Below are 2,232 nucleotides of genomic sequence, written 5' to 3' on the forward strand. Positions count from 1 at the left end.
TACCGGCACTGCCTCCGCCCAAGACCACTACGTCAGCTTCAATTCTTCTGATAGCCACTATTCATCCTCCTTTTTCTTTGGAAAAGTAAATAAATTAATTTTTTAATGGTGAATCAGGAACTAGATCAGTCCACCCCCCAATTGAGCTGTTTAGATCAATTTAGATGTATAGGAAAAACAAATATCATAAATAAGTTCTTGTTATATCTGATTTGCAACTTGTATGCCAATGTCTTCTTGACGACATCATTTTTTTATGCTCCATGCTAAATTACTTAAGATAAACCCTTACCAATCAAGGGCTTAACCTATTAAATAATTTCAAGTCAATAAAATAATAAGCTGGTAATTAATTTAGAAGATGACCTGATTCAGGTTAAAAAAATAAAATACACCAAAATATTAGGTATTTATATTGGTATCACACTGTTTTATTGATACAAACCTGAATCGTATTTTAACTAAACGACAATGTAACCGTTTTTCTTAGCGATGCATCAATTTATCACCCCATACCATCTTAAATCACCCTGTAAGTTTTTTAACTTTATATTCCACTTTAGATCTATTTGATAAAAATATTAATCAGGTATATATAGAAATTTATCGGTTTTCATTATCTTTTCACATTGTCTTTGGTATGAATGTTGCATTAAGTCATTCTGTAAAGAAAAAAAATACGCTGTATCCTTTATAAACAGCGTATTTTTATAAACAGCGTATTATATTATTTTTTACCAATAAACATTAATATGGTATATAATCACCAACACTGCAGCAAAAATAAAAATAAACGGCGCTATCGGTAGTAGGAAATAATAAAACAATCTTGCCATTGGTCCCATATAGAATTCACCTCGCACTAAATAGAAGATAGATATTTATACTTTAAACGGCAGAGTGAAAAAGTAGTTGAGAACGTATAACAATCCAAATATTCCAATTATGGAACCCAACATAGGTTTTAATACTTTATCCGGTGTAAACCTTTGGGCCTTGGAAGCCAACCAGGCACCCAAACAAGAACCACTAACTACAAATAAACCAAGACCCCATTCGGGACCAACCAGTGATCCGGTTAACTGCGGCAAAATAACAGTGTAGGAAAACAGTGAAACTATGGACAGCGCAAGCACGAAGGGTATAGTACACGTTACCAAAACATACATGGGAACACCCAGCATAGCCATTAAGGGTACCAGCAGGAATCCGCCACCTACACCCAGGGTGGAAGAAATAACACCGATGACAAAACCAATAGCTACTAAAAGTTTTGAAGAAAGTTTGAGTTCTTCGCCCCAATACTTAACGTGAACTACATTCCAGTCCCGCTTAACTGTTTCAACCCTGAAATCGCTGGGCAAACCATCGGGGGCTTCCCCTCTTTCCTTCCTTTGCCTGGCGATTTCATTAAATTTAGTTACTAATGACTGTTGACCCTTTAAATACATTGGTGTTATTTGGTACCACAAATTACATCCCATATAAACAAGTAAAACACCTATGATAGCCTTAAATGCGGTGGGGTCACTAAGATAATAAACCCTTATAAATGGACCGATTAGAGCACCAACACATGCCCCCAATATTGGGAAAACCGCCATATCCAGGTTAAATTGCTTACCTTTTAAATATCCAAAGAACGCTCCCCAGGGACCAACGGCGGTATTAATGGTTGAGGTCGGGCTTACATTGACGGTATTAAACTGTAAAATAGTCATAAAATAAGGTAAGCAAAAAATCCCGCCGGCTTGGCCAACAATAGCCATACAATAACCTGTCCACAACCCCATCCACAACAAGTGCCAAAGAGGCACTTTTATCTGGGCTATAGGCCATTCACGGGTTCCGTCTGGAATATAGCCATATTGAGTATAACATATAATTACCGCAGCTATAAAAGAACCAATCGTAATAAAGAGAGCAGGGGAAGTTAGAAATTCGCGTAGCGTTGGATGCCGTTGAAGAAATGAAAGATTCTCATTATTAGCATACTCTAATTTTACACTCAAAATATGCTCTCCTTCCTCTCCTGAAGTTTACTAAAAATTATCTATATATTAAGTGATATATATATCTATCATAACAATATATTTAATTCAATAACATGGAACATATTTATTATTTGGTGAATAAATACTAATTCAGTTAGCGCCACCTGATAAGGGACGCTAACTGAATTATGGACATCAATTATCTAATGAGATAAGGAACGGTTTCCAGTTCAATGGC

1 protein-coding gene is annotated in these 2,232 nt (G+C 35.9%); it reads right to left on the bottom strand.

The features are described from left to right. Positions 1–881: 881 nt before the first annotated feature. On the bottom strand, positions 882–2,012 hold the full coding sequence (locus LX24_RS14730) for a sulfite exporter TauE/SafE family protein (protein ID WP_166512883.1): 1,131 nt from the start codon (positions 2,010–2,012) through the stop codon (positions 882–884). Between the last annotated feature and the right edge of the window lie 220 nt (positions 2,013–2,232).

Source organism: Desulfallas thermosapovorans DSM 6562 (genome assembly GCF_008124625.1).
Taxonomy (GTDB): domain Bacteria; phylum Bacillota; class Desulfotomaculia; order Desulfotomaculales; family Desulfallaceae; genus Sporotomaculum; species Sporotomaculum thermosapovorans.